The sequence below is a fragment of the Streptomyces albus subsp. albus genome (assembly GCF_000719865.1).
GTDB classification, from domain to species: domain Bacteria; phylum Actinomycetota; class Actinomycetes; order Streptomycetales; family Streptomycetaceae; genus Streptomyces; species Streptomyces albus_E.
The window spans coordinates 44,599-70,608 of the sequence record NZ_JOID01000002.1; the positions used below are offsets into that span (position 1 = coordinate 44,599).

The 26,010-nt window shown below is 70.9% G+C and carries 19 protein-coding genes and 1 tRNA gene; 4 read left to right on the forward strand and 16 right to left on the reverse strand.

Translation table 11 applies throughout. The annotated features are described in order from the left end of the window. Positions 1-68: 68 nt before the first annotated feature. From IF83_RS0102540 to IF83_RS0102555, 4 genes are all read right to left on the reverse strand, one after another. Positions 69-1,835 (reverse strand): glycoside hydrolase family 6 protein, encoded by a 1,767-nt coding sequence (locus tag IF83_RS0102540; RefSeq protein ID WP_030542346.1) that lies wholly within the window; start codon positions 1,833-1,835, stop codon positions 69-71. An 881-nt stretch (positions 1,836-2,716) separates the two neighbouring features. Beyond that, positions 2,717-2,789: transfer RNA gene (locus IF83_RS0102545), tRNA-His, on the reverse strand. Between the two features lie 118 nt (positions 2,790-2,907). Beyond that, positions 2,908-3,510 (reverse strand): oligoribonuclease, encoded by a 603-nt coding sequence (orn, locus tag IF83_RS0102550; RefSeq protein ID WP_030542347.1) that lies wholly within the window; start codon positions 3,508-3,510, stop codon positions 2,908-2,910. Between the two features lie 5 nt (positions 3,511-3,515). After that, on the reverse strand, positions 3,516-4,832 hold the full coding sequence (locus IF83_RS0102555; RefSeq protein ID WP_030542348.1) for a helix-turn-helix domain-containing protein: 1,317 nt from the start codon (positions 4,830-4,832) through the stop codon (positions 3,516-3,518). Positions 4,833-5,661: 829 nt separating this feature from the next. On the opposite strand from IF83_RS0102555, the gene IF83_RS0102560 reads away from it, so the two are divergent. Further along, entirely contained in the window at positions 5,662-6,183 is a 522-nt protein-coding gene (locus IF83_RS0102560) for a universal stress protein (RefSeq protein ID WP_030542349.1), read from the forward strand. A 617-nt stretch (positions 6,184-6,800) separates the two neighbouring features. On the opposite strand, the gene IF83_RS0102565 is transcribed toward IF83_RS0102560, so the two are convergent. The 5 genes from IF83_RS0102565 to IF83_RS0102585 all read right to left on the reverse strand — a co-directional run bounded on the left by IF83_RS0102565 (position 6,801) and on the right by IF83_RS0102585 (position 13,966). Beyond that, positions 6,801-9,791, reverse strand: coding sequence for a M56 family metallopeptidase (locus tag IF83_RS0102565; protein ID WP_158710980.1), 2,991 nt, complete (start codon positions 9,789-9,791; stop codon positions 6,801-6,803). 12 nt (positions 9,792-9,803) lie between these two features. Continuing rightward, positions 9,804-10,337 carry a hypothetical protein gene (locus tag IF83_RS34230; RefSeq protein WP_208605837.1) on the reverse strand — a complete coding sequence of 178 codons (534 nt, stop codon included), beginning with the start codon at positions 10,335-10,337 and terminating at the stop codon, positions 9,804-9,806. A gap of 260 nt (positions 10,338-10,597) precedes the next feature. Then, the gene (glmS, locus tag IF83_RS0102575; protein ID WP_030542352.1) at positions 10,598-12,484 is read right to left on the reverse strand and encodes a glutamine--fructose-6-phosphate transaminase (isomerizing); all 1,887 of its coding nucleotides are present in this window, start codon (positions 12,482-12,484) and stop codon (positions 10,598-10,600) included. Between the two features lie 160 nt (positions 12,485-12,644). Then, on the reverse strand, positions 12,645-12,920 hold the full coding sequence (locus tag IF83_RS0102580; RefSeq protein WP_030542353.1) for a hypothetical protein: 276 nt from the start codon (positions 12,918-12,920) through the stop codon (positions 12,645-12,647). An 86-nt stretch (positions 12,921-13,006) separates the two neighbouring features. Then, positions 13,007-13,966, reverse strand: a complete 960-nt coding sequence (locus IF83_RS0102585) for a DUF4429 domain-containing protein (protein ID WP_030542354.1) — start codon at positions 13,964-13,966, stop codon at positions 13,007-13,009. A 321-nt stretch (positions 13,967-14,287) separates the two neighbouring features. Here IF83_RS0102585 and IF83_RS0102590 point away from each other — a divergent pair, with 321 nt between their 5' ends. Continuing rightward, on the forward strand, positions 14,288-15,955 hold the full coding sequence (locus IF83_RS0102590; RefSeq protein ID WP_030542355.1) for a beta-N-acetylhexosaminidase: 1,668 nt from the start codon (positions 14,288-14,290) through the stop codon (positions 15,953-15,955). 106 nt (positions 15,956-16,061) lie between these two features. Here IF83_RS0102590 and IF83_RS0102595 read toward each other — a convergent pair whose 3' ends face one another. The 7 genes from IF83_RS0102595 to IF83_RS31555 form a co-directional block, all read right to left on the reverse strand. Continuing rightward, the gene (locus IF83_RS0102595) at positions 16,062-16,796 is read right to left on the reverse strand and encodes a phosphotransferase family protein (protein ID WP_030542356.1); all 735 of its coding nucleotides are present in this window, start codon (positions 16,794-16,796) and stop codon (positions 16,062-16,064) included. A gap of 7 nt (positions 16,797-16,803) precedes the next feature. Further along, positions 16,804-17,286, reverse strand: a complete 483-nt coding sequence (locus IF83_RS0102600) for an NUDIX domain-containing protein (RefSeq protein ID WP_051722382.1) — start codon at positions 17,284-17,286, stop codon at positions 16,804-16,806. A 42-nt stretch (positions 17,287-17,328) separates the two neighbouring features. Next, complete coding sequence (locus IF83_RS0102605) at positions 17,329-18,741, reverse strand: hypothetical protein (protein ID WP_158710981.1); 1,413 nt, start codon at positions 18,739-18,741, stop codon at positions 17,329-17,331. A 179-nt stretch (positions 18,742-18,920) separates the two neighbouring features. After that, positions 18,921-19,952 (reverse strand): glycosyltransferase family 4 protein, encoded by a 1,032-nt coding sequence (locus IF83_RS0102610; RefSeq protein ID WP_030542359.1) that lies wholly within the window; start codon positions 19,950-19,952, stop codon positions 18,921-18,923. Between the two features lie 553 nt (positions 19,953-20,505). Continuing rightward, positions 20,506-21,588, reverse strand: coding sequence for an ATP-binding protein (locus tag IF83_RS0102615; RefSeq protein ID WP_030542360.1), 1,083 nt, complete (start codon positions 21,586-21,588; stop codon positions 20,506-20,508). Then, a complete protein-coding gene (locus tag IF83_RS0102620) occupies positions 21,585-23,009 on the reverse strand; it encodes a protoporphyrinogen/coproporphyrinogen oxidase (RefSeq protein WP_051722383.1) in 1,425 nt (474 codons plus the stop codon). The genes IF83_RS0102615 and IF83_RS0102620 overlap by 4 nt, the downstream gene beginning before the upstream one ends. Positions 23,010-23,162: 153 nt before the next feature. After that, positions 23,163-23,906, reverse strand: coding sequence for an ATP-binding protein (locus IF83_RS31555; RefSeq protein ID WP_347877088.1), 744 nt, complete (start codon positions 23,904-23,906; stop codon positions 23,163-23,165). Between the two features lie 89 nt (positions 23,907-23,995). On the opposite strand from IF83_RS31555, the gene IF83_RS0102625 reads away from it, so the two are divergent. Both IF83_RS0102625 and IF83_RS0102630 read left to right on the forward strand, forming a co-directional pair. Then, on the forward strand, positions 23,996-24,769 hold the full coding sequence (locus IF83_RS0102625) for an aminotransferase class IV family protein (protein ID WP_030542362.1): 774 nt from the start codon (positions 23,996-23,998) through the stop codon (positions 24,767-24,769). A 75-nt stretch (positions 24,770-24,844) separates the two neighbouring features. Next, entirely contained in the window at positions 24,845-25,828 is a 984-nt protein-coding gene (locus IF83_RS0102630; RefSeq protein WP_107046686.1) for an SUMF1/EgtB/PvdO family nonheme iron enzyme, read from the forward strand. Positions 25,829-26,010 lie beyond the last annotated feature (182 nt).

A 26,010-nucleotide genomic window follows, 5' to 3' on the forward strand; every position in this document is an offset into this window, starting at 1 on the left:
GCGCGTGTCACGCAATCCGTCCCGGTGCGGGGGCGGGGCGTCCGGTCACCGGCCGCCCCGCCGGACCGCTACAGCGGCGGGTACGCGTTCGCCAGCAGCTCCTCGAACTGCGCCTGGAACCAGTGGCCGGAGACCGGCGCGTCCGGCAGGGCACCCGACGGGTTGTTCAGGTTGCGCGGGTTCCCCTCGTAGGTGGGGTCGCACATCTGGTCGAAGCCCTTGCCCTCGTCGTTGTCGATCTCCTTGCTGGCGCCGTCCGACTCGCCCGGGGGCTTGACCCACGCGTAGGCGTCGATGCCCGGGGCGGGCGCGGCGGTGGGCCGCTCACCGAGACCGGCACCGGCCTGGTTGCACCAGTTGCCCTGGTGAATGCGGCGGTCGACGCGGCTGCCGTTCACGTACTCGTCGACGGTGGTCTTCTCCGCCGGTCCGGTCGGACGGTCGGGGCCGCCCCAGCCGTTGCGGGAGGTGTCGATGACGACACCGACCTCCTCGTTGAAGCCGGCGGAGACCGCCTCCTCGCGGAACGCCTGCGAGAAGGTCTGGATGTCCACGTAGCGGTTCCAGTCCACCCACTTCGACTGGCGCACCATCTGGCCGTTCACGGACTCGTCGATGGAGAAGTACGGCTCCTCGATGGCGCCGTAGTTGGCGACGTTGGCGGCGAAGCCGGCCACGTCGTCGACGGTGGCGCCCTCGGAGGTGGCCGCCTCGTGCAGCAACTCGGCGGTCGGACCGAAGTTGTCGTCCCAGCCGATCCAGCCGTGGTGGCCGATGTCGATGTAGTTGTAGACGTTCCCGATGTCGCCGAAGGTGGCGAGGGCGTAGCCGACGCCCTTGACGTAGTTGCCGTTCGCCTTCATCACATCGCAGTTCTCGGTGGCCGTGGCGCTGTCACCGACGTTGGTGATGAGGTTGGGCAGCGAGTCGATCTCGATGGTGTTGACGATCCGGATGCCGGCGTACTTCGGGTCCGACAGGATCTCGGCGATCGGGTCGATGAACTCGTTCTTGTAGCGGTCGATCTCCGTCGGGCCGAGTTCGCCCTGGGAGGCCAGCGCCGCGCAGTCCCGGCCGGGCAGGTTGTACGTGACCATCTGGAACACGTCGGCGTCCTGCTCCAGGGCCGCGTCGAGGTGGTCGCGCAGGCCCATGGTGTTCTCACCCGCGGAGCCCGACTCGATCGCGGAGATGCGGTCCAGCCACACCGCCGTCGGCTGGTCGGCGATGGCCTCGCCGCCGCTCTTGGCGGCCTGTGCGGACCAGTCCGGGTTCACATAGACCTTGGCGCCCTCGAAGGGGTTGTCCACGCGGTCGCCGGGCGGGTCGGCCGGCTCACCGGGGTCCCCGTCCCCCGGACCGCCCGGGTCGCCGGGGCCGCTGCCGTCGGCCGTGCAGGTGACGCCGTTGAGCGTGATCGTGCCCGGGACGGCGTTCGACCCGCTGAACGTGGCCTGGAAGCCGAAGGACGCCGTGCCGCCGGAGCTCAGGGCACCGCCCCACGAAGGGCTGGCGACCGTGACGGCGGCGCCGCTCTGGGTGATGTCGGCGTTCCAGCCCTGCGTCACCTTCTGGTTGCCGGCGAACGTCCATCCGACGTTCCACGAGCTCAGGGCGTCACCGGTGTTGGTGACGGTGACGTTGGCGGTGAAGCCCGTGTCCCACTGGTTCTGCACCTTGTATTCGGCCGTGCAGCCCGCGGCGGCCGGGGCCGCGGAGGCGGTGCCCGTCAGCGCGGTGCCGGTGCCGGCGGCCGCGAGCATGAGGGCACAGGCCGTGAGGGCGGTACGTCTCGGCCGCTTGCGGCGGCCCGTCGGTGAGATGGTGCGGCTCATCAGCGATCCTCCTGTAGATCGTGCGATGGTGCGCGAGAACGGGTGCCGGGGCGCCCGCTGTGCCGCCGGACCGCCGTCCGGACCAGGTGGAGTGGTCCGGCCGGGCCGCCGTGCGGGCACGCCTCCTCGCCGCACCCGCCGCCACGCAGGCGGGTGTCGGTGAAGGAGAGAAACGGAGCCGTCCGTACGGGACGGCGGATGGCGCTCTTCGGAAGCGGAGCCGGGCATGACGCGGGCGGCGGCGGGGGGTGGTGCCCGCTCGCTCGCGCTGCGGCCGGCGGCCGAGGGGGGTGGGTTCTGTGGGGCGTGGAGGTGTCCGCTTCCGCCGTGGAGGTGGGGGGCATCCGCGGCGGGGAGGGGACGGGGGCGGGGGGTCTCAGAAGGGCTCCGCGGTCATCGGTCGCGTCGTGCGACGCCCTCCCAAGACTGTGGAAGCGCTCCCATTTCTGTGCCAGACCATAGCCCCGCCCTTCGAGGGTCAACAAGAGAGCGGACGGATCTTTCCTTTAAGTCCCTGTTAAACGGCGGGGAGTTGGCGGGCTCACCCCTCCCCGGATCCCGTCCGGGGCTCGCATACATGTGGGAGCGCTCCCAGAAACCGCCCTTCAGTGCGCGCTCCGGGGAAGCGCCTCCGCGGGCGCCTCCGGGCCGGGGCCGGGCAGGAGCCGGGCCGGAGGGCCGGGCAGGGCCTCGGGCGACCCGGAACTCCTCTCGACGGGGCCCGAGGGGAGGGGCCCCGCCCCTTCCCTCGGGCGGGCCGGTGCGGCGGCTGCGTTCCCGCCGCGGTCCGCCGGGCGTCCGCCGTGCCCCACCGGCTCCTCGCGGGGACCCTGCATGACGAAGGCCCGGTCTGCTTCCGCAGACCGGGCCTTGTCGTTCAGGGTGAGTAACGGGACTCGAACCCGCGACATCCTGGACCACAACCAGGTGCTCTACCAGCTGAGCTATACCCACCATGACCGGCTGTGCACCGGCCGAGAAAAAGTGTACACGTTCTGAAGGGGCGCTCGCGCCAGCCTTTCCGCGGGAGCCTCCGGACCCCCGGACGCTCCCGCGGAAGACGGTGCCGGATCTAGCCCGCGGGCAGCTTGTGCTTGGCCGCGATCGCCTTGGCGGTCGACGAGTCCGGGCCGGGCGAGGGCACGAAGACCGCCTCCCGGTAGTAGCGGAGCTCGGCGATGCTCTCCCGGATGTCCGCCAGCGCCCGGTGGTTGCCGCTCTTCTCCGGGCTGTTGAAGTACGCCCGGGGGAACCAGCGCCGGGCCAGCTCCTTCACCGAGGAGACGTCCACGATCCGGTAGTGGAGATAGCTCTCCAGGTCCGGCATGTCCCGGGAGAGGAAGCCCCGGTCGGTGCCGACGGAGTTGCCGCACAGCGGGGCCCGGCCGCGCTCCGGCACGTGTTCGCGGACGTAACGGAGCACCTGCCGCTGAGCCTCCTCCAGGGTCGTCCCGCCGTCGAGCTCGGCGAGCAGGCCGGAGGCGGTGTGCATCTCGCGCACCACCTCCGGCATGGTGGTCAGCGCCTCCGCCGGCGGACGGATCACGATGTCCACCCCCTCGCCCAGCACATTCAGCTCGGAGTCGGTGACCAGGGCGGCCACCTCGATCAGAGCGTCGTCGGCCAGCGAGAGGCCGGTCATCTCGCAGTCGATCCACACCATGCGGTCGTTCATGCGCCTCACCCTACGGGGCGGTCGCGCTGACCGGGCACGGAGGACCGCCCGACCGCCCGTCCGCCGTGCTCCGCGAGCCGTCCGGCGTACGTCTCCGCGTCGGGCAGGGACGGCTCCCCGGCCGGTGTGCCGTGGCCGCTCTGCTGCAGGGCGTTCGCGCGGCGCAGCGCCGCCAGCGAGGCGGCGGCGGACGCCGGCCCGTCCGGGCGCGGGTCACCGGCCGCCGGCCGGTCGGAGCGGTCGGGTCTGTCCGGCCGCTCCAGGCGCTCCGCCCGGTCCTGCCGCTCCGCCCGCTCGGCCCCGGTCTGGGGCCGGCGGGCCCGGTAGGCCGCCCGGTACGCCGCGGGGGAGGACCCGAGCTGGCGGCGGAAGTGCCCGCGCAGCGCGACGGGTGAGCGGAAGCCGCAACGGCCCGCCACCTCGTCCACGGAGTAGTCGGAGGTCTCCAGGAGCCGCTGCGCCTGGAGCACCCGCTGCGTGATCAGCCACTGCAGCGGGGCGCTCCCGGTGAGCGACCGGAACCGCCGGTCGAAGGTCCGCCGGCTCATATAGGCGCGCGCGGCGAGGGTCTCCACGTCGAACTGCTCGTGGAGATGCTCCAGCGCCCAGGCGACGACCTCCGCGAGCGGGTCGGCGCCGATCTCCTCCGGTAAAGACCTGTCGAGATAGCGCTCCTGCCCGCCGGTGCGCCGGGGCGGCACCACCAGGCGCCTCGCGAGCGCTCCGGCGGCCTCGGCCCCGTGGTCGGTCCGCACGATGTGCAGACAGAGATCGATGCCCGCCGCCGTTCCGGCGGAGGTCAGCACGTCGCTGTCGTCGACGAACAGTTCCCGCGGGTCCACATGGACCGACGGGTACCGCTTGGCGAGCGTCGGCGCGTACATCCAGTGCGTCGTGGCGGGCCGGCCGTCGAGCAGCCCGGCCGCGGCCAGCACGAAGGCGCCCGTGCACAGCCCGACGATCCGGGCGCCCTCCTCATGGGCCCTGCGCAGCGCCTGCAGCGCCTCCTGCGGCGGCGGCGATGTGATGGACCGCCAGGCCGGCACGACGACGGTCCCGGCGCGCGCGAGCGCCTCCAGGCCGTACGGCGCGGTCAGTTCGAGTCCTCCGGTCGTCCGCAGCGGGGCCTCTTCACCGGCGCACACCAGAAGCCGGTAGCGGGGAACGCCGGCGTCCTGGCGGTCGATACCGAATACGGACAGCGGGATGGAGCTCTCGAATATGGGGCCGCCGCTGAAGAGCAGCACTGCGACGATCTCCCGGCGGCGGCGGCCGGAAAGCTTCCGGGCGGCCTCCGGTACGGTCGTGGAGTCCTGGCTCATGGAACTAAGCCCCCCTCGGTGGTCGCGGCTCCTCGATGGTGTCGAACCTGCACGTTTCCCCTCGGTCCTGCACGAGTCCCCCGCCGTGAATGGCCAAGATCGAATCTACTGTGTCCCATGTGGTCGGCGAGACAAGTTCACCACCCACCGCTAAGTCGACATGGCAACTTGGCGTAAAGCATTCGATCACGAAGCGTCGCACTCGACGGCCCCGGTGGGAAGTGGGCCCGGTGGCCAACACGCCGCCGCCGTAGGGGGCGAGAGCCGTTCGCGGCCGTTTCTTCGCAGGTGGGAAGGGGGTTGGGGGCGGGGTTCGCCAAAGGGTGTACTGGTGCGCCAAGTTGGCCGAAAAGAAGTGGGATCAGGAGTTCGAGTCCGGCGGTTGTACGGAGCGCGCCGTGCGCGCGCGTGTGCGCCCGCCGTGCGCCCCCTCGCCGTGCGGCGCCGGCCCCCGGCCCGCCGCCGTCCGGGCCTCCGGCGGCCCGGCCGCCGGAGGCCGCCGCGGAGGCGGCCGCGCCGTCCTTCCCGCGCGGGAGCCGGCGTCGCGCGGCTTCTCCGCCGCTCCGGGCCGGCCGGCCCGGGCGCGCCGCGGACCGGCGGGCATTGCGCTGCGGGCCCGCCTCCGGCATGCTCCCGGAAAGCCGCAGCCGGCGGCTGCGCCGGTTGCCGGCCCCGGGCCGCCCGGTGGCGGAGCCTGGGCAGGCGGGGCAACTCGCCGTACCCTTGGGGCCAAGGGCTTGGGAAGTGGATTCCCGGACTATCGCCCCCGCGACCGCTCGGCCGCCAACCGCCGTTCCCTCCGCAGAGGACATTCTTCGCCGAGATACCGATGGCCGGTCACGAGATCCCCGAACCCGCCGACCGCAAGCAGGTCGCCGATCCCCTGGCGCACCTGGAAGCGGCGGACGAGACGCGCCAGACCTGCGATCCCGCCTTCCGGCACGGAGTCGTCGTCGGTTTCGACGGCTCCACCTCCAGTGAGCGGGCCCTCGCCTACGCCATCGGCATGGCCCGGCGCACCGGCAGCGGCCTGATCATCGTCCATGTGGCCAACCGGCTGCCCACCACCGTCTGGGCGGGCTGCGAACCCCCGGTCTTCGTCGATGTGCCGGACCACCGCACCGAGGTGCTCGGCCTGGAGCTGGCCTGCGCGGACCATCTCGCCGAGGTGTCGTGGATCCTGGTCGAGCGGGGCGGCGACATCTGCCACGAACTGGAGGAGGTCGGCCGGGAGTACGCGGCCGACGCCATCGTCGTGGGCTCCACGCACGGCCTGGCCGGCCGGATCTTCGGCTCGGTCGCCGGGCGGCTGACGCGCCGGGCCCGGCGCCCGGTCGTCACCGTTCCCTGACCGGGCGGCGGCCGGTTCCCGCCGTGCCCGGCCGGGGCCGCGGCCGGTTCACGCCCGATACCGGACGGGGGCGCGCACCCGGCGCGCGGCGCCAGGAGTCGCGATCGCGTACGCGGCGCGCCGGCCCGGACGCGCCGCGTGACGCGGGATGTCCGGAACCCGCCGCGCCCCCCTGCCTCCCAGCGCCCCTTTCTCGCCTCGGGTGCCGCCGCCGTCGCGGCCGGTTTCCGTCACCCCTCGCGGGACCGGCCGGCGCGGGGCTCCCGCGCCGCGATCGGCGCCGGGCTTCCGTCCCGGGAACGGCGGCCGGGGAGCCGCCCACCGCCCCGGACCCCGCCCGCAAGTGCGGAAACTACTCGCGCGTATGAGTGAAATCGGCCCAGGTGGCGGGTATTTGACCTGTGAAGTGCTGCCGCCTTCCGGACGTGACGGTCACCGGCGGGCGGCATCCGGGCCGGCGTACAGGGCAGCGCGGGCCCCGGGGGAGACCGCCCCCGCGCGTACGGTGGCACGCGCGGGGGCCGGCCCCGTCTCCCCGGCGTTCTCCGGGCCCGCGTGGGCCGGATGCCGCCGGGCGCTGCCTCGGCCGACGGGTGGAACAGCTCTGGGGCGGCAGCTCACCGAGCCGGTTCGCGCGCCTGCCGCCTGAATCTCAGGTAGTCGTCGTAACCCGCTTCGCGCAGCACTGCTTCCACCCTCCCCGCCGCCTTTCCGGCGCTGTCCCCGGCCGCGAGCAGTTCCCGCATCGCTTCGGTGAACAGGGTGATGTCCTGCTGCCGCAGGGCGTGTTCGCAGTCGGCGCTGCCCTTCTGCGCCCTGAGACCGAGGGTTTGCCAGGCGGTTTGCGCCTCGCGGTCGGGCACGCGGAAGTAGGCGTGGTTCACCCAGCCGGCGATCCTGCCGTAGTCGGCGCAGATGGGCCGGAGGCGGGCCAGGTAGGGCAGCCGGATGTTCTCGGTGTCCACGGCCGAGCGCAGGACGGTGCGCAGGTAGTCGTCGTTGGCCTCGGCGTGCTCCAGCAGAAAGCGGCCGCCCAGCCGGTGCCAGGCATGGACCTGCCGTGCCCTGGTGCCGGCGGCCACGGCGGGGGCTGTGGCCTGTATCCATTGCCGGGTGGTCTGCTGAGACGTGGCGGCGTCGGGGACCATGGTGTGGAACGCCGCCAGGGAGACGGGCTCCACCACGGCGACCGCCACCGCCGCCGCCACGGCCGTGGCCGTTCCCAGGCGGGCCCCGAGGCGGCGGGCACCGGCCGCCCGGCCGACGCGCGGTGCGGGCTCCTCGCCCGCCGCGTCCTCCGCCTGCCGCGTCCCACCCGGCCGCACGCGCCGGAGGAGTGATCCCGCCGCGGCCGCCAGGAGCGCGCTGATCGCGGCGAGCGCGAGGACGCCGTTGACCAGACGGGGCAGCGTCCACGCCATGGTGTCCCAGACCGGACGCCAGGAGCAGTCGCTCTCCAGCGTGTTCAACGGCCCGACGCAGCCGTCCGAGGAGACGAGCAGGGCCATTCCCACGAGCCCGAGCAGGGCCGAGGACTCCGCAACGATCAGGGCGGCGACCAGTCGGCGTCCCCGGCCCGACTGCGTCGCCGCGACGGAAGCGGCCACCGCCGCCGGCACCAGCAGGGCGGCGAACAACCACGTCAGATACTGCGCTTCGTGCAGGCCGGCCCCGTCCCGCGGGGCGGTCGGCGGTGCGGGCAGCAGGGCCTGCGCGCCCGCGACGGCGAGCCAGGCCGCGACCCCGCCCAGCAGCCCGGGTCCCAGGACCCGGCGCAGAGGCGGCAGCGGCTCCCCCGTCGCCCCTGGCGGGCTGTCCCCGCCCGGCAGGGCGTTGGTCACCCAGCGGGGAGTGCCAGGGGGCCGGCCGAGCGCCCAGGCCGTCAGCGGTACCACCCATAGGACGGCCAATGCGGATGGAATTAGCGGATAGGCGACGAAGCCGCCCAGGATCGGCCAGGCGGCCGCCAGGGTGGACACGACGGCCGAACCCGCCGCCTCCGTGTCACCGGTGGCACCCGCACCGCCGGAACCGGGGAACACGTTCAACACGCTCTGTCGCATGGCGCTGTCGCTGTACGACGCCCCGGCCGCCCAGGACGTGCCGTCCATGGTCCACCAGGCGAACCACGCGGACAGCACCAGCGTGGCGGCCCCCAGACCGGCCAGCAGCGGCGGGCGGAGGGAGTGCCCGCGCCAGGTACCGGCCCACAGCCGGGCGCACTGAGTGACCCACCAGGCGAACGCGACCCCGGCGCACACGACGAGAAGTAGGACGGCGGGCCGTGGCGGAACCCACTGGGCGTCGCTCACCCCGTATCCGGTGATCAGCCCGCCGGCACCGAGTCCGGCACCGAGCCACAGACCCGCCCGCACTCCCGAGGGGATCCTGTCGCCCGTGAGGACCGCGTAGGCCACCGACCGCCACAGTGCGGTCCCGATTACCCCGGCGACCAGGGCGGCCGGGGCCAGCGAGACCAACTGGATCCGCCACAGGCTGTACAGGTTGTAGGCCCACAGATACGTCAGCAGGTGGGTGGTGAGCATCGCCGCCGCGGCCCCGGTCAGGAACATCGGCAGGGCGCGGGCCCCGAAGAGCGGGGCCGGGTCCGCCAGGGCGCCTCGGCGTTCGTCCCAGCGCGGGTGCGTGCCCCAGAACTCCCGCAGCGGGCCGAGCGCGCTCCGGAGCCGGCCGCTCGCCGCGGTCGGCTCCGGGACGTCCCACTTGTGCGGGTCCGCGCCCCAGCGCACCGCCGCCAGATCCGCGAAGACCTCCCGGCCGCGCAGCACGTCCGACCGCGCGAGGAAGACGAGGGCGGCGGTGAGAGCGGGCAGCAGCAGGCCGCGGGTGAGCGACGGGAGGTCGGTGGGCTCGCCCCACCAGGTGAGGAAGCCGTGGACCCGCCTGCCCGACCAGAGGAGATAGGGCAGGAGGACCAGCGCGAGGAACACGCGCCAGACGGCGACCGTGCCGTAGGTGACGGTGATGTCCCGGTTCGCGATGTGGGCGAACTCGTGCAGCAGGACGGCCCGGAAGCGCTCCGGGTCACGGCGCCGGCAGGCGATCAGGCCACCGGACAGGCACACGGTCGGCCGGCGGTTGCGGCCGAAGACCACGGCCCCCGTGGCCACCGAGGCCCGGTCCACGATCACCCGGGGGACCCGGGCCAGGCCGGCGGTCGCCGCCAAGCCGGCCAGCAGCGCACGGATGTCACCGTCCGGATCCACCGATTCCAGCGGAACGGCACGCCGGCGCCTGGCCTTCCAGACGGGCAGCAGGACGAACAGGAGCGCGGCGGTGACCAGCAGCAGGATCGGCCAGCTGTAGAGGAGCCACGGCGCGGGCGGTGGCGCGTGCTCCTCCATACAGGCCCGGTAGGCCACGGCCTGGCTCAGGGCGTTGATCGCCGAGGCCATGTCCCCGTTACGGTCCGGATCGATCCCTGCCGCGAGGGTGCAGTCGATCGCATCCGTGTGGCGCAGGGAGTTGACGACGGGCAGCATCATCGCCCCGCCCGAGGCGAGCAGCAGGACCACCAGCAGGGCGAAGCGCACCGTGGTCCCGGCGCCCATCGCCCGTTCGTCGATCCGGGGCCGAGCGGCCGTCACCCCCATGGCGTGCTAGCCCTCCGGCGTGGGACCGGCCACGGCGGGCGGGCCCGGCTCGCCCTCGTCCGGGGGAGGCGGCTCGGCGAGGACCAGCCCGGCCACGACCGTGTTGGCGATCTCCGAGGCCTGCGGGGCGGCGAGACCGCGCTGTTCGGCGGTCTCCAGCACCAGCCGCTTCACCTCGGCGAGCTGTTCGCGGGTGAGCGGTGGCACCACGACCGGCGGAGGGCTTCTCCGGAACAGCCTGCGCAGCGCACCGGCCGACGCTCTCGACGCGCGCTCCAGGGCGATGTCGCCGATGCGCCGGGCCGCCTGGTCCAGGGCCAGCCAGACAACCGGGGTGACCAGCACGGCGATCTCGCCGACGCCGAAGCCCAGCGGTTCCCGCCGCTGTCCGTGACCGCTCAGGCGGCGGACGGCGGCGGCGTCGTCCAGCTCCAGGACCCCTTCCAGCAACGGAAGTTCCTCCGGTGCGAGTTCGGTGATGACCTCGCGGACCAGATCGCGGACCGCGCGTCCTCCGGACGCGTGTGCCTCTGCAGCCATGTGTCCCCCCGAGGACCCGGTGCTCTCCCTGGCGACCGGGTCGGCCGACGACCACTGTGGCACGTCCGCCGACCGCCTGCCGGTGATTCCCCGGTCTCCGCCGGGCGGCCCTGCGCGCCCGACGACTGGTGGGTGCGGCCCGGCGGCACCCGTCGCGCGAGTGCCGGGCCGTCCCTCTCACCCCGGCCCAACGACCGGAGAGGCCAAGCGTCACACGATCCGGCGGAAAGCCCCGGGGGCGGCCCCGGAGCAGGACAACCTCACTCCACCGTCACGGACTTGGCCAGGTTGCGCGGCTTGTCGATGTCCCGGCCCAGGGCCAGCGCCGAGTGGTAGGCCAGCAGCTGGAGCGGGATGCCCATCAGGACCGGGTCCAGCTCGTCCTCGTTCTTCGGCACCACGATCGTGTGGTCGGCCTTCTCCTGCTCCCGGTGCGCCACCGCGAGGATGCGGCCGCTGCGGGCCTTGATCTCCTCCAGCGTGGCGCGGTTCTTCTCCAGCAGTTCGTCGTCCGGGACGATCGCGACGGTCGGCACGGCCGGCTCGATCAGGGCCAGCGGGCCGTGCTTGAGCTCGGACGCCGGATACGCCTCGGCGTGGACGTAGCTGACCTCCTTGAGCTTCAGCGAGGCCTCGCGGGCCACCGGGAAGCCCCGCACGCGGCCGACGAACATCATGCTCTTCGCGTTCGCGTACTCCGCGGCCAGCTCCGCGATCCGCTCCTCGTCGCGCAGGATCCCGGCGATCTGCTCCGGGAGGCGGCGCAGTCCGGCGATGATCCGCTTGCCGTCGGCGACGGAGAGATCGCGGATGCGGCCGAGGTGGAGGGCGAGCAGGGCGAAGGCCACGGCGGTGTTGGTGAAGCACTTGGTGGAGACGACGCAGACCTCCGGGCCGGCGTGGACGTAGACGCCGCCGTCCGTCTCCCGGGCGATGGCGCTGCCGACGACGTTGACGACGCCCAGCACCCGGGCCCCCTTGCGCTTCAGCTCCTGCACGGCGGCGAGGGTGTCGTAGGTCTCGCCGGACTGGCTGACGGCGATGTAGAGGGTGTCCGGGTCCACCACGGCGTTGCGGTAGCGGAACTCGCTGGCCGGCTCCGCGTCCGCCGGGACGCGGGCCAGCTCCTCGATCAGCTGGGCGCCGATCTGCCCCGCGTGGTACGCCGAGCCGCAGCCGAGGATCTTGACCCGGCGGACGGCGCGGGCCTCGCGGGCGTCGAGGTTGAGGCCGCCGAGGTGGACGGTGGAGAAACGGTCGTCGATCCGGCCGCGCAGCACCCGGTCGACGGCGTCGGCCTGCTCGGAGATCTCCTTGTGCATGTAGGTGTCGTGGCCGCCCATGTCGTACGACTCGGCCGCCCACTCCACGGTGGTCGGGGAGGCGGAGGTGCGGCTGCCCTCGGTGGTGTAGGTGCGGTAGTCGTCGGCCTTGACGGTGGCCATCTCGCCGTCGTCGAGGGTGACGACCTGGCGGGTGTGGCTGACCAGCGCGGCCACGTCCGAGGAGACGAACATCTCCTTCTCGCCGATGCCGAGGACCACGGGGGAGCCGTTGCGGGCGACGACGATCCGGTCCGGGTAGGCGGCGTGCAGCACGGCGATGCCGTAGGTGCCGTCGATCATCCGGAGGGCGCCGCGGACCTTCTCCTCCAGGGTCTCGGAGGTGTCGCGGCCGATGAGGTGGGCGAGGACCTCGGAGTCGGTCTCGGAGCTGAACTCGACGCCGTCGGCGAGGAGTCTGGCGCGCAGCTCGGAGGCGTTGTCGATGATGCCGTTGTGGACGAGGGCGACCTGCCCGGTGGCGTCCAGATGGGGGTGCGCGTTCTCGTCGTTCGGGGCGCCGTGGGTGGCCCAGCGGGTGTGGGCGATGCCCGTGGTGCCGGAGAAGCGCTTGGGGAGGCGGGCCTCCAGGTCGCGTACCCGGCCCTTGGCCTTGGCGGTCTTCAGGGCGCCGGCCTTGCCGGGCCCGGCGGCCCCAGCGGTCTTTCCGGCTCCGCCTGCCTTCCCGGCTCCGGTCGTCTTGCCGGCCTTGGCGCCGATGGCGATGCCGGCCGAGTCATAGCCCCGGTACTCCAGCCGCTGCAGACCTTCGAGCAGCAGCGGGGCCGCGTCTCGCTGACCGATGTAACCGACGATTCCACACATGGATGTACCTCAGACCCTCGTTGTCGTGCCGCGTGCCGTGTCTGCGTGCCGTGTCTGCGTGCTGCGTTCTGCTCCGGTGGCGGACTGTTCCGCTCCGCTCGCCCGTGCCGGGGCCGGTCCTGCTGCCGGTGCTGCCGCCGTCCCGGGTGCCGGGCGGCGGTCAGCCGTAGATCATCCGGCGCAGCTGCCTCAGGGAGAGCTCGGGGGGCGCCACCGCGCGGTGCGGCAGTTCCGCCGCGATCCGGTCGTAGATCTCCGCGTTCGCCAGCCCGGCGGACCGCAGTTCGCGGTGGCGGCGGCGGACGAAGTCCTCGACCGTCTCGTCGAAGTACGCCAGGACGTCCAGCACCACCCGGACCGCCTCGCCGCGATGGAGCGGCGTGGAGCGGACCAGGTGGTCGACGAGGTCGTCGTGGGACGCGGGGCGTTCGAGCATGCGTCGATAGTGGCCGTGAACGCCATGATTCTGCAAGAAATCTGCCCGGAATCGGGCAGGGGGCGCCGGAAGAGGGTCCGGAAACGCTAGAAGCGGCCGAGTACGGCCTTCTTGGCGGCGGTGAACTCCTCGTCCGTGAGGACCCCCGCCTGCCGCAGCTCGCCCAGTTCCCGGAGCCGCCGCAGCAGCGCGTCGTGGTCCTCGCCGCCCGGGCTCCGGGGGGCGGGGAGGGGGTCCGGCGTCTTGGCCAGGGCCACGGCGGGCCGGCCGCCGGTTCCGGCCCCGCCTCCGGCTCCGTCCCCGCTCCGGTCCGGCCCGGCGGCGGCGGGCGCGGCCGGATGGGGCAGCCGGGCGGCCACGGCCGCGGCGGCCAGGGCCATCAGGGGGTCCTTGCGGAAGCCGTACAGATCGACGGCGTACGGGTCGTGCTTGGCCGGCATGCGGCTGCCGCCCGCCACGGCGCCGGACCCCTTCGGCAGGAAGCGGAGGTAGCCGTTCTCCAGCCCGGCCGACGGCGACCACTCCACCCCCTCCACATCGCGCAGGGCGAGGGCGCGGGGCCCGCCGGACTTCTTCGACTCGTCCGTCTTCCAGTTCCACTCCAGCCGGATCTGCTCACCGTCGAAGGAGACCGTGCCGTCCCCGGCGCTCGCCGACAGCGGCACGGACGGGCCGGGCAGCAGATAGCGGTCGGTGGGGCCGGAGGGCACCTGCTCCAGGAGGAGGGTGTTGCGCACCTCGTCGACGAAGTACCCGGCGAGATCGGCGCGACCCGGTTCCACGGCCAGCTGGTAGGGGTCGTTGGCGCCGTCCAGCTTGCTGCCGGTGACCTGGAGCAGCGGGTCGGCGCCGTGCCGGAGCCGCAGCCGCAGCCGGCCGCCCTTGCGCCCCGGTTCGTGCGAGACCCCGGCCACGGCCGCGAGGGGGACGGCCAGTTCGCCGAGGGTCCGGCGCAGCAGGCTGACGCTCTTGTCGTGCCCGGGCACGATCCGGACGGTCTCGCCGTCGAAGGTCCAGGTGCCGTCCCGCTGGGTGATTTCCGCCATGGGCCGATTCTGTCAAATGACGCGCGGGCGGCGGGGGTTGAGCCGGACTCCGCCGCCCGGGTCGCCCCCGGCCCCGCCCCCGGCCCCCGCCGCTCAACCGCCTTGCGGCGTACCGCCGTTCGCGCGCCCTTCGGTCGTACGGAGTCCCGCCGGCCCGGAGCCGCAGGCGGCGGGGCCGCACCGGGGCGGGCCGGTGCCGAGGCGGCGGATTGGTCTACACCTAAATTGGTCTACACCCTTGACCCCGTCGGGGCGCGCCGGTCTCATGGGACCCGTCGGTCGCTCCACCCCCACGGACAGAAACCGTCGAAAGGGATCGTCGTGCGACGAACTGGCGCCTCCAGCAAACAACCCCGATCCATCGCGAGAGTCCTCTGCGCGTTACTGCTCGTCGCCACGGGCGGAGCCGTGGCCACCGGATCCGCCTCGGCCGCGCCGGAGCGCGGCACCGGGGCCGGCACCGGGGCCGCCCCGGACGCCGGCTTCGACCGGCTCGTGCCCGCGCCCGCCTCCGTACGGGCCGGCGGCAAGCCGTACCGGATCGGCCCCAAGACCCTGATCCGCGTGGACCGTTCGCGCGAGGGCCGGCGGATCGGCGAGCACCTCGCCTCGGTGCTGCGCCCGTCCACCGGCTACAAGCTGCCCGTCACCACCCGTCCCGGCCGCGGCGGCATCGAACTGCGGCTCGGCGCCGCGGGCGGGTCCGCGGAGCAGGCCCGGGGCGGCGCGGAGGAGAAGGGCGCGGTTGCCGAGGGCTACCGGCTGCGCTCCACGCCGACCGGCGTCACCATCACCGCCCCGCGCCACGCGGGTCTGTTCCGGGGCGTCCAGACGCTCCGTCAGCTGCTGCCGGAGCGGGTGGAGGCGGACAGCCGGCAGCCCGGCCCGTGGACCGTCCCCGGCGGCACCGTCGCCGACGCGCCGCGCTTCGCGTACCGGGGCGCGATGCTGGACGTCTCCCGGCACTTCTTCACCGTCGAGCAGGTCAAGCGCTACATCGACCAGATGGCGCTCTACAAGATCAACAAACTGCATCTGCACCTCTCCGACGACCAGGGCTGGCGGATCGCGATCGACTCCTGGCCCCGGCTGGCCACCTACGGCGGCACCACGGAGGTCGGCGGCGGCACCGGCGGCTACTACACCAAGGACGACTACCGGGAGATCGTGGCCTACGCCGCCGAGCGCTATCTGGAGGTCGTCCCGGAGATCGACATGCCGGGCCACACCAACGCCGCCCTGGCCTCGTACGCGGAGCTGAACTGCGACGGCGTCGCCCCGCCGCTCTACACCGGCATCGAGGTCGGCTTCAGCTCGCTCTGCGTGGACAAGGAGATCACCTACGACTTCGTCGACGACGTGGTGCGCGAACTCGCCGAACTGACGCCGGGCCGCTACCTCCACATCGGCGGCGACGAGGCCCACGCCACCCCGCACGAGGACTACGTGGCGTTCATGGAACGGGCCCAGGAGATCGTCGGCCGGCACGGCAAGACCGTCGTCGGCTGGCACCAGATCACCGGGGCGAACCCGGTCGAGGGCGCCGTCGCCCAGTACTGGGGCACGACCGGCACCGAGCCGGAGGTGGCCGAGGCGGCCAACGACGGCACTCCCGTCATCCTCTCGCCCGCCAACCGGGCCTACATCGACATGAAGTACAACGAGGACACCCCGCTCGGGCTGAGCTGGGCCGGCTACGTCGAGGCGCGGCAGTCCTACGACTGGGACCCGGGCAGCTACCTCCAAGGCGTGGCGGAGGACAAGATCCTGGGCGTCGAGGCGCCGATGTGGTCCGAGACGCTGGAGACCAACGACCACATCGAGTTCATGGCCTTCCCCCGCCTCCCGGGCATCGCCGAACTGGGCTGGTCCCCGGCCGCCACGCACGACTGGACGGACTACCGTCAGCGCATCGCCACCCACGGCCCCCGCTGGGACGCCCTGGGCATCGACTACTACCGCTCCCCGCAGATCCCCTGGGCGGACTGAGCAGCTGAACAGACTGGTGGACGCCCTGTGTTCTGCACCGGACGTCCACCGGTTGTGGGGACGGCAGAAGAGCGGGCGCCCGCAAGGTGCCCGCATGTTCGGCCCTTCACCTCGGCTGGCTCAGAGCCGCGTCGGCGAGTCGGTGAATTCTCCAGTACAGACGCAGGCGATGCTCGGTGGCCGCGTCATGAACGTGCACGAGGTCGGCAATCGACGACAGGTCGTCCAGCCGGAGACGCACCGCTAGGCGGGCCAGGTCTGAGAGTGGGTCACCGAACGCGGCCAGCTCCCAGTCGACCAGGACCAACTGCCCAGTGTGCTGACGGATCAGATGGCCGGGCTGGAGGTCGTGGTGCAGGAGCCGGGGCTGGACGTCCAGCGCGGTGTTGTTGATCTCGTTGCGCAGGCTACGAGCTTCGGAAGCCAGGTGCGGGGCGGCGGTCTCGTAGGCTTCCAGACGGCTGTGGAGGTAGGCGGGCCAAGTCGGGTAGTGGAGAGCGCCCGCTACCCGACCCGCGTGGTCACCGGGTATGCGGTGGACCGTGTTGAGAGGAATGGCGAGTTCGGCGAGGAGTCGCCCGGCGGGGACCGACTCGGCGGTGACGAAGCGCTGTGCCGTCCACGGCGGGTCACCGCCGGTGCCGGCTCTGAGCAGTCGCGGTGCCGGAGAGCCGTGAGCGGCAAGGAGGCGGAGAGTGGCGGCCTCGTTCGTGGCGCGGGCGGCGGTGCCGTAATGCTTGAGAACGTACGGTGTCGGGGCGTCGACGAGCCAGACCCGGTTGGCCTGCCCAGTGGTGATCTCATGTGCGGTCGGTGGTACGCGGCCGTCAATGATCGGCACTGGCAACTCAGGCGACATCGCCCAGGTAACCGGTCGGGATCTCGCCTGACCGGGCAAGGGCGGCGATCGGGGCGCGGAGCGCGTGCGGCAGGAGGTTAACCGAAGGAACCCTTTCCAGCGGCACCCATTCCAGGCCGGTCTGGACGTCGTCGGCCTCGTGGCCGCCGAGGTCGTGGGGGTCACCGGTCGGAGTGCAGAGGAAGACTGTCTCGATGCGGTGGGTGGCCGCCTCCGTGGCGGCGTGCTCGTGGTTGGCGCCGATGTACTCGCGGACCCACAGCAGCCGGTCTGAGGTGACGGCCAGGCCGGTCTCCTCGTATACCTCGCGGCGCGCGGCGTCGGCGAGGTTCTCGCCCGGGTTCTGTCCGCCGCCGGGCAGGAAGTAGCAGCCCTGGCCTTCCCAGACGGCCCGGATGAGGAGGACGTGGCGATCGTGGAGGACGACGGCCTTGGCGGAGGTACGGATGACGGGGGTGACGGTCTCGGGCATGAGCTCTACGGTCTTCCTGCCTGGTCGGGTGATGGGCTGGGCTCATCGCTCGGTCTTGCCGAACGTCGTGCGGCGTCCGGTGAGCCGGCGGCAGATGAGCTGCCAGGGGCCTACGAGCCGTACGAAGGGTTGTACGGGGCTGGTGGCGATGAGCGCGGCCCATCGTAGAGGCGTAAGACGCGGGGAGGTTGGGACGGCGCCGCCCGGTGGGCGGGCGGCGGCGTGCAAGCGTGGGACCAGGGACATCAGCCGCGCCGTGAGGACCGGTCCATGCAAGGCCACGCCTACGGCCGAGACCGCTGCCCATACCGGGCCGCTCCACCACGAGGAGAGGACGGCCGCTGCGGTGATCGGAGCGCCGAACAGCCAGGCCGCTTCATCGGCCCACTCCCGCAGGACCAGGGCACCTCTTGCTGTGCGGGACAGCGAGCCCGGCAGGTGGGCGACCGCACGGGCATGCCGGTCGGGGCGCGCGGAGGCGGTAAAGGCGAGGGCGTGGAGGTTGGTCACCCCCCTGAGGTCAGTGTACGGCTCGTCCAGGACGGCGGTATCGACGGCAGTGATGCCCTTGCCGAGCAGGGTGAGGCGGTGGCCGGTACCGAGGTCCTCCATTGGCTCGGGAAAGCCGCCGAGTGTCCGCAGAGCGGGCAGATGGACGCCCATCCCGCACCCGACCCCATAGACCATCGGGCGCAGCAGCGCCCGCAGAGGCCCTGGAAGCCGGGACGTGGTCAGGTACTCGTGGAGCCGGACACGGGAAAGCTCAATGCCCAGTGAACGGCGGACCTGGTACATCCACTCGCCGGCCAGAAGCAGCCCCGCCGGACCGTCCCGGAAAGGATGCCTGAGCAGCAGGGGCAGCCTCTGCTCCTGGGCCAGGGCAGGGAAGCCACCCGTACGGCGTCGATGGGCGAGCGCGGCCTTGGCGAAGGCCCGTAGTGCGCGTACATCCGCGATTGCGTCGGCATCGTAGACGAGCACGAACGTGTCGCCTCCGTCTTGCTCCTCTCGCCAGCCCAGGGGTCCGAGTACCTCATTCAGGTGATCGACGGCGAAGTTGAGCTGACCCGCCTTCCGGCCACCGGTGTCTGGCTGGTGGAGGTGTACCAACCGCAATGCCTGGGAGGGTCTGGTACCCGTGAGTCCTGCGACAACTTGGGCGGTCGTCGGCTCCGCGTCGAACAGTTCGGTGAGGACGGCCAGCCGGTCCTCTGGCTGCACCGTGTTGACCGCAGCCGCTACAGCGCCTTGACGAGGCCCGGGGAACAGACCACGCAGACGGTCAGGGACGAGAGGGAACGTGTCGGCGAGGTATGGCAAACGAGTTCGCAGGCTCTTGCGGGCGGTGTCCTCGCGTTCGGTGGTGATGGCGACGACAGCGGCACGGTGCGACGGGTAGTCCAAGGCGGTGAACACGGTGATCACCTTTTCCGCCACGGCCTGCTCACGCAGCATGGGCAACAGCAGGACCAGCCATGGGGGCCGGTCTCCGCAGGGTTCCGGGGCTCGGGAGGCGTTGTCCAAGAGCCACCGGCCGGACAGTTCCACAGTCACGGCAACCCACACTGCGCGGGCCAGAAGGCAGGTCACCAAGATGGGAACAACGAGCTGAAACCACGAGGACGACAACGTCATCACTCCTCTCCGAGAAGGCGGTACACCTCACGTACTTGGTGCGCCACGTGGGGCCATGTGAATTCCTGAGCCCGGTCGCGGGCAGCGGTTCTGCGGGCGGTATGGCAGGCTGTGCCGGCTTCCGCCAAGAGCACCTCGGTCGCTTCCGCCGCGGCGAGGGAGTCACCCGGTGGGGTGAGGACCGCGCCCGGGCCGTTGCCCGTGTAGTGGCGGACGCCGCCAACATCCGTGGCCACTACGGGTGTCCCGCAGGCGAGTGCCTCGAGTAGTGCATTGTTAGCCGTCGCGCCGAGCAGAGGCAGCAGAACCACCGTCGCCGCCCGATAGAGGGAGACGAGCTCCGCCTCACCGATGCCTTCGAGGACACGGATAGCAGGATGCCGGTTCTGGGCGGCGTCCCTGCGAGTGACGAGCGCCAGCCGGATCTGCCTGCCGTACCTGTGGTGGAGCCGGTCGTGGACGGCGTCGAGGACGTCCCAGTCGCGGAGCCACCAGCCGACGGTCAGCACCAAGGGCGGCGCTGAGAAGTCCGGCGTGCCCAAAGGACTGAACGTGTCGGTGTCGACTCCGTGCGGCACCAGATGAATGCGTTCCTCGGCAAGGTGACGGGCGAAGAAGTCACGCTGCGAGGGAGAGACAACGATGACGTGGTTTGCGCGGGACGCCACCTTCTTCCACGCGGCATGCGGCATGAGCATGGTCAGGTTCTCGGGCGGCTGGTGGTAGGTGACCGCCGTCGGTACGTGCCGGTGGCGCGAGAACCAGAACTGCTCCTCACCGTAGAGAACATGCGCCGGGTGCCGGGAAGCCAGAATGCGCAGGTCGGTTGCGAAGTGCTCGGCCGGATAGAACGATGGCGGATGCCAGGGGCGTGCCAACTGGTGAGCGGCCGACGCAACCCGCCGGGTGAGGAGGCCGATGGGAGCGGTGACGCGGTGGACCTCGGGCAGATGGTCGAGCAACTGGTCGTAGCCGCCGTGCGTGCTGTGCCAGGGCACGCGGACGACCGAGGCGATCACGGTGCGGGACACGACGTCTCCTCGGGGGGTGGAGGGAGTAGTCCGTGGCTCCGGAGAGTTGGGCAGACGGCATTGCGCCGTGTGAGTCTGACGATCGGAGAGTGATCCGCTTCGAGAGCGTTGATATGGCTCTCCCAGCGACGGCGGTGTTGGCCGTGGTGTGCCGGCCCCCACCAGAGGATTGAGTCACGGGCAACCAGGTGGCGGTATGTCTCCCGGTTGCCGCTGAACAACTCCTCGCCGGTGGCGGCGCGATGCAGGGAACGCCTAACTAGCCTCGGGAGACAGACTCTCAGTGGTAGGTCGAGCCATATGGTCAACTCGGCTCGGTCCAGCAGCATCTCGGCGGCTGTGCCTCCGTAGTTGCCGTCTGCGATCCAAGCGTCACGGGACAAGGCATCCTGTAGACGCCGAAGGAAGAGAGGGGATGCGACCGGAGTCCAGTCCGGTCCCCAGAACAGCTCATCCAGATCTAGGTGAGACAGGCCGGTGTGTTCGGCGATGGCGGCGGCAAGAGTGGACTTGCCGGACGCCACCGGCCCGATGAGGGCGATGCGGCGAGGGGTCACGGCAGGCTCCGCAACACCGCGTCGGCGAGCTTCCGCAGCAGGTCGGGGGCGTGCACGCCTGCCGTCAGACGGATGACCGGCACGTGCGTCACGAGCAGGTCGACCAGTCGGTTGGCCCGTTCAGCCAGTTCCTCGATTGTGTTCTTCCGCGGGGCGAACCAGGGGAGGAGCCAGTCTTCGTCGTGAGGCGTGCAGCACACCGAGGCGAGCTCGGCACCGGCCTCGCGGGCGTCCAAGTACCGGATCGCCGGCTCGCCGACTTCGTCGGAGAACCGGGGCAGCACCACTGAGTGCAGCGCGGCTGAGTCGTGAACCCTGGTGCCGAATGCACGGGCGAAGCTCCGCGGTGTGCGAGAGAGCTTGACCGGTGTCCCGAAAACGTGGGGCAGACCGGGCGCTGAGAGTGCGGCCTTGCGTGTGGGCAGGCCCGTCAGTGTGCCTGCGGCGAGCCGTACTGACAGCGGAACGCCCACCACGGTCTCCGCATCTTGGGACACCATCGCGCGGTCGGAGGCCAGGATGTCGGCTCGGCCGTGCGCTGCCAGAGCGGTGAGGATGGTCGTCTTGCCCGCCCCCGAAGGGCCTGCGATCAGCACTCCACTGCCGGTCACGGAGGCGGCAGCCGCGTGGAAGGACGCCCAGTTCCGGTTCTCCCCGCACCGCAGGACCGTCTCGCGGATCATCCGCACGAGGTAGCGCTCGCCGCGAACGGCCCCCGGATGCAGAACCACGTGCAGCAGTCCCGTGGCGTCACGCGCGTAGAGATGGTCTTGCTGCAGGTGTGACTGTGGTTCGGGGCGCCACCAGACCGCGTCTTGAAGACGGACCATGCGGTACGGTTCGCCGCGGAAGGGCGTGACCGGCAGGTACGGCATCGGGGCGAGCCGGGTCATGAGAGAGGTGAACAGGCTCTCGTCACGCCGTACGCGGATACCGGTTTCCTGCCCGCACGGCAGGGCGTGGACTGCCTCCGGTACGAAGTCGAGCAGATGGGCGAGTTGCTCGGGTGCGAAGTCCGTGTCCACCGACACGTGAAAGCGATGCCCGGCGAAGAAGACGGTCGACGTTCCCGAGATCATGACCGGCCTCCGCCCACGCCTGCCGGCTTCCGTCCGGGATGGACGAGCTCCTCGGCCCCACCACGAACCAGCCGGCGGGCGATGTCGATCCCCATCTTGACCGCGTGATCCATGTTGCCGATCTCGTAACGCCAGGTGCCGAACCGGCCGCGCGGATGGATTCGCCGCGCCTCCAGCCATGGGACGACCGTGGCCAGGAGCTGGTCCCGGTCAAGGGTGGGCACGGGGTAGGCGTACGGGACAACCTCCACGTGGGTGCCCGCGAGCGGGGCCCGCTCGGGAACGAGGCCGTGACGCCGCAGTGCGGCATCGCACGCGTCGGCCAGCGCCGGGAGGTCGGCCCGGGTGCCCGGAGACATGGACGTCTCGGTCATCCACGCACTGAACGTGCTGGTGTCACCGTGGGGGACGTTGGCGGGAGCGTACTTGCCGAAGTTCGTCGCCCGGTAGAACGGCACATCCGGCTGGGGAAAGTACAGCCAGGAACGTTCGTCCGTGGTCGGCGCACGGTAGCCCAATCCGACCATGACCACGGTGTTGTGGCGCAGACGGCGACCCGCGCGCCGCACATTCCGTGGCGCGGTGGCCGTCATCGCAGCGAGCTGGTCAAGTGGAAGGGTGGCGACCAGGTTCTCGTACGGAAGCGCGGGCCCGTCCTCTATCCCCACTGTCCGCTCATCGGTGTTGATGGACACGGCACGTGTACCGGTGCGGACGTCGTTACTCAGGCGGGCGGACAGGCGGCGCCAGATCTCTCCTGTACCGCCGTGGGCGGGGAACGTGAACGTCGAGTTCGGCCCCCAACGCCGCATCGGAGGTTCAGCCGCTCCCAGGAAGGCCCGCAGGGTCTCGTCGAGATTGACCGGTGCGACGCGCTCGGTCACCCAGGAAACGCTCATCCGTTCGGGTGGCGTCGCCCACACCTTCGTGTTGTACGGAGTGAAGAACCGTTCCACGAGCGCGGAGCCGTACTGAGCCCGCAGCCAGTTGGCGAAATTCGAGCCGGGAGGCAGGGCCTGCCGCTGCAGGCAAGCGGTGACCAGGTCGTCCAGGCATTCCTGCGCTTCCGCACGTGGCAGATGGTGCAGATGTTGCTGGAACGGATACGGCACCCATCCCTTGCCGTACCGCACGAACGAAGACCGGTCGTGGTGCAACAGCTCTTTCTCGGAGAAGAGTTCTGTCAAGAGGCGGTCGAACTCACCGAAGTGGGAGAACACGACGTGGCCGCCGAGGTCCCAGGTGAACCCCGCGTTGTCGACCACGGACGATGCCAGGCCGCCGACGGTTCGAGCGGCCTCGATCAGAATCCAGTCGTTGTGTCCCAGCCGGTCGAGTTCATCCGCACAGGCGAGGCCGCAGGGCCCGGCGCCCAGGATGACGATGCGGCCGGAGCGGGGTGGCGAAAGGGGAACAGGCACAGTGGAGCTCCTACAGGGTTATGGGAAGTGCCGACTGCGGTGGAGCGTAAGGAATGCGGCCATTCCGCAGGATTGAGACGGACGTAATGCCGGCACCCGGGACGATTGCGTCGTCAGGCGGAATAGATCAGAAGCCCAGCCGCACACCCTGCTTTATAGTTCCCACAGGCCGGCCCGAGCGCGGGCCATGAAGACGGGCGGAACCTGCTCGTGATCACGATGAGCAGACGGCAGGTCAACTGGGGTGGCGGGGAGAGTCCCGTCGGACTCTTGGAGTGCGAGTTGTGCCCACACGACTTTGCCTGGGCGAGGCACCGGGAAGTAGAAGCCCCAGTCCTGGCTCATCATCGTCACCAGGAATAGACCCCGACCGCCTTCAGAGTCCGTGCCAACCCTTTTGACCACGGGCGCTCGACGGTCGTCGTCCTCCACGAGCAGCAGTAGCCGGCGACTGTCCGCCCTCAACGTCAGTGTGATAGCGCGAGCATGGGAGAGCGAAGAATGCGAGGAGGGCTCAACGTCCGGCTGTGTGTGCCTTATCGCGTTTGTGGTCAGCTCTGATACCAACAGCCGTGCCGTCTCGACGGGATCGGAGGGGAATCCCCAGCAACGCAGGACATCGACGGTGTGACGCCGGGCCCAGGACACCGCGCTCGGTGTGTCTGCCAAGATCAACTGACTTGTGGCGAAGAGCGTTTCGGACACGGAAGTGCCTCCCAGTTCGGGAGTTGAAGGGGGGACTGGACCGGATCGCCGTGGCTCCCCGGTCGGATTCGCTCTGGCGAAGGACCGCACGTAATCGGTGACGGCGCCATGGATCGTGCCGACGCCGACGATTAGCCAACGGTGTGTGACCAGAATGGCGCAGGGGGTGATGTCCTCGGTACGTCCCCGCACTGCCTCGACCCTGAACTTTCACCGAACTTCGGAGCCATCTCGCCTCATCGCGCCCGTGACCACTGGCCACGGGTGCCAAGCTTGGGAGCATGGCGGAACTTAACGGCAAGCCGGTCGGCTCGGACGCTCTTCAGGCTTTGGCGCTGACCAACTACGGCCACTTCACGTCGATGCGTGTCGAGCATGGCCGGGTACGTGGACTGTCCCTGCATCTGGAAAGGCTGGTGCGCGATTGCCGGGCGGTGTTCGACGCCGACCTGGATCCCGAGCGCGTCCTGGAGTTCGTCGGCCGGGCCGCTCCCGGGACCGGACCCTGTGTTGTCAGGGTGACTGTCTTCGATCCGGCATTGGATCTTGGACGCATCGGATCGGACGCGCACCCTCATGTGCTGGTGACCACCCGTTCGGCAGGCAACCTGCCGCTCCCGCCGCTGCGAGTCCTGTCGACTGTGTACAGCCGGGATATGCCCGAGGTGAAGAGTGTCGGGATCTTCGGTTCGCTGCGGCACCGGCGTGCGGCGCAGCGTGCAGGCTTCGACGATGCGTTGTTCGTGGACGACCGGTCTGCGATCTCCGAAGGCGGCACCTGGAACATCGGCTTCATCCAGGGCGAGCAGGTGGTGTGGCCGGATGCGGAGTGCCTGGTCGGCACCACCATGCGGCTGCTCCAACAGGTCCACGCCTCGGTCTCGACCACCGTGAGACTCGGCGATGTGGCCGGATTCGACGGGGCCTTTGCCACCAATGCCGCCATCGGCGTCCGGGTCATCACTCGCGTGGACGACCGCTCCCTCCCTGAGGCGCACCCGCTGATCGAGAAATTGCGTAAGGAATACACCGAACTTCCCGGAGACCTTTTGTAACGGCATGACAGGGGAGTGGTCTCGGTCTTGGAGCGGCGGGAAGTCGACAGCTCACAGGGGAGAGGAGTGACTGAGATGGCGACCGTCGAAAGATGGACCGGCGTCGAGGTGCGGGCCCTGCGGCAGGCCAAGCGCATGAGCATCGAGGCGTTCGCCGGCCATCTGGGGGTGAGCAGTCGCATGGTGTCCAAGTGGGAGGCCCGCGGCCAGGCCATCCAGCCCCGTCCGGTCAACCAGGCAGCGCTGGATACGTCACTGGCCGCCTCCGGTCCGGAGGTGCACGAGCGGTTCGTAAGCCTCACCAGCTCGCTGACCTCGGTTGTGTCGGACCAGGAGGCGCACCGTGCCTCGGCCATGCCGCGGCAGCACCGGATCCGGCACACCGGCGATGGCAAGCAGATGGCTCTTGTAGAGGCAGGGATTTTCCTGTCCGGCTCGGAGAACGCGCCTGTATGGCTGCCGGATTTTTATGTCGATGTTTTCCCGGTGACCAATTCGGACTACGCACGGTTCATCGTGGCCACGGGGCACCGGCCCCCGCGACACTGGCCGAAGGGCAAGTGTCCGGACAGTCTCTTCGACCATCCGGTCGTCTTTGTCACCTGGCACGACGCCCAGGCCTATGCCACCTGGGCCGGAAAGGGACTTCTCACCGGCCGACAGTGGGAAAAGGCGGCCCGCGGGCCGCACGGCGCTCTGTACCCATGGGGGGACCAGGCCACGCCGGCCAAGTGCAATAGCAGGGAGGCCGGCATAGGAAGAACCACACCCGTGAGCCGCTACCACAGCGGTGTCAGTCCGTACGGCATCTATGACCTGTGCGGCAATACCTGGGAATGGTGCGCCGGCGAGACCGAACCCAGAAGGTACGAACTGAAGGCGGGCGCGTTTACCAGTCCCTTCGCCCGGGCCACCCCCTCAGCTTTCAACGACGCGGACGCCTCCATGCAGGACGACGACACGGGCTTCCGCTGCTGCACGGCGGTGGACGAGAAGTCGCAGATCCAGGCCCTGGACCGCCCGCGGACGTTTCCCGGCGAGCTTCCGTCACTCGAGTAGCGCTGACGAGCACCGAGGCCCCCGCCGGCTGGTGTCGGCCGGGCCTCATCGGGTTCAGACCCCTCGCCCGCTCAGTTCCCCGATCGGTTCGGGGGATTGGCGAGAGCCGAGGGTCTGAGCGCGCAGGACTCAGTGGCACTGCATCACGGCGTGGACTTCGGCGCGGTGAGTGACGGGACGAC